The organism is Rhodococcus sp. R1101 (assembly GCF_000278445.1).
Lineage (GTDB): Bacteria > Actinomycetota > Actinomycetes > Mycobacteriales > Mycobacteriaceae > Rhodococcus > Rhodococcus gordoniae.
Window position 1 is genome coordinate 1 of sequence record NZ_AJVB01000588.1, and the last position, 2,091, is coordinate 2,091.

Annotated in this window: 2 protein-coding genes; both read left to right on the forward strand. The window is 62.9% G+C overall.

The features are described 5' to 3' along the window. The first annotated feature begins 401 nt into the window (after positions 1–401). Positions 402–1,112 carry a TetR/AcrR family transcriptional regulator gene (locus R1101_RS0121990; protein ID WP_016935391.1) on the forward strand — a complete coding sequence of 237 codons (711 nt, stop codon included), beginning with the start codon at positions 402–404 and terminating at the stop codon, positions 1,110–1,112. Between the two features lie 34 nt (positions 1,113–1,146). After that, on the forward strand, positions 1,147–1,998 hold the full coding sequence (tauD, locus tag R1101_RS0121995; RefSeq protein WP_442969896.1) for a taurine dioxygenase: 852 nt from the start codon (positions 1,147–1,149) through the stop codon (positions 1,996–1,998). The last annotated feature ends 93 nt before the right edge of the window (positions 1,999–2,091 follow it).

The following is a 2,091-nucleotide window of genomic DNA, read 5'->3' on the forward strand; positions in this document are numbered from 1 at the left end:
CTCCGAGAACAGGATGATGACGGCGAGCAGGGCGAACAACCGTCGTTTCGAGGTGCCGGTCGTGGGGGGTGTCGGAACGCGCACAGGCATGATCCTTAGATCGAGTCGGCAGGGCCGAGAAGGGTGGAATTGGTCGCGGGGCGCCGGCGGCTCGGGGGCGGCGCGACATGCAGACGTCGGCTCGTTCCACGGAGCTCGACCCGACGTGACGCTAATCACGAAAGTTCGCCTCACCGTCCTTCGGTCCCGCTGAGTGAGACCTGTGATGCGCCACGGCGGCCCGCGCCGCCGCAACAGATCATGGCCGACCCGACACAGCACGAAAAAAGCGTTATTGCAGCGATTTCCCCAATTTAAGACAGTGTCTTGACGTAGCGGGTGTGTCGACATAGCGTGTTCGCATGTCGCCATCGGTCGATTCCCGCCAGTCGCTCCTCGAAGCTGCCGAACGCCTGTACGCCGTACACGGCATCGAGGGAGTGTCCATGCGCGACATCGCCACGACGGCAGGGCACCGGAACAACTCTGCCGTGCAATATCACTTCGGAAGCCGAGAAGGGTTGCTGCGAGAAATCTTTCGGTTCCGAATGACCACGATCAACGCGGTTCGCCGACAGCATCTCGACGACATCGACCGTGCCGGCCTGGGCAACGACGTACGCGCCCTGGTCGAAGCGGAACTGCGCCCGCTGACCGAGTTCCTCGCCTCCACACCCGAAGGCAGCCACTATGCCCGGTTCATCGCACGTGTATCACCGAGCGTCGACTTCGCCGCCCCCGATTTCGCCGGCCTCCGGGAGGCCAACTCGGAGATCATCGGCCGCCTCATCCGCGCTCTGACCCATCTCCCGGCCCGTGTCGCCACGACACGCATCGATCTGATGTTCAACATGGCGGTGTCGGCACTCGCTCTGTACGAGCAGCGTCGCGCCGAATTCGTACCCGTGCGAGCAGACTTCGACGAGACCGTCGATCACCTGATCGACATGACCGTCGCCGCCCTGCTCGCAGACGCCACCCACCGGCATCCCGGACACAACGCAACCGGTGATCGCCCGAACCCACCCGACAGGAGCTCCGGTGTCCCCCACGATTTCCTCACGCACAGTTGAAATAGGCTCGCACAAAATCGAATTCGGACCACGCCTGCTACGTCGCACGGCGGGAGAGCACGAGACCGCTCCGTACACGACGGTGCAGGTGGAACCTGTCACCCCGTACATCGGTGCGGTGGTGTCCGGAATAGATCTGCGCAACCCGGAACCCGAACAGATCGACGAGCTGCGCAGAGCCCTGCTGGAGTGGAAGGTGCTGTTCTTCCGGAATCAGCACATCACCGCAGAACAGCACCGCGATTTCGCTCGCCACTGGGGAGAACTCGAGGTGCATCCGCTGCTTCCCCAGGGGGAGGTTCCGGAAGTGGTGCATTTCGAACGCAGCCAGGACAATCCGGGTACGGAGAACATCTGGCATGTGGATGTCACCTGGCAGAAACGACCTCCGCTCGGCTCCGTTCTGCGGGCGCTGGAAGTTCCGCCGGCCGGTGGCGACACGCTGTGGGCGGACATGGGAAATGCCTACGACTGTCTCCCGGACGAGATCAAAGAACGGATCGACGGGCTCGAAGCAGTACACGACTTCGTTCCGTCGTTCGGCCGCAGCATGACTCCGGAGCGACTCGAACAGATGAAGGAACAGTACCCTCCGGTACGGCACCCCATCGTACGGACGCACCCCGAGACCGGACGTAAGACCCTGTTCGTCAACAGTCTGTTCACCACCCACATTCCCGACATCGATCCGGTCGAAGGCGACCGACTGCTCCAGCAGTTGTTCGATCAGGCCAAGGTTCCCGACTTCCAGTGCCGGTTCCGCTGGGCACCCGACTCGATTGCCTTCTGGGACAACCGAGCCACCCAGCACTACGCGGCCAGCGACTATTTCCCTCACCGACGAGTCATGGAACGAGTCTCGATCGAAGGCGACATCCCGTTCTGAGCCTTCTCGGCCGGTGCCGCGGAGCCGTGAAGCTCCCGGCACGGGCCGACGGCAGTGCACGGCGACCAGAGCATCATGGACGGATGACGCAAA

Bases quoted from the DNA above. Each gene is read 5' to 3' on its own strand.
- R1101_RS0121990 (WP_016935391.1), top strand. From the start codon at position 402: ATGTCGCCATCGGTCGATTCCCGCCAGTCGCTCCTCGAAGCTGCCGAA.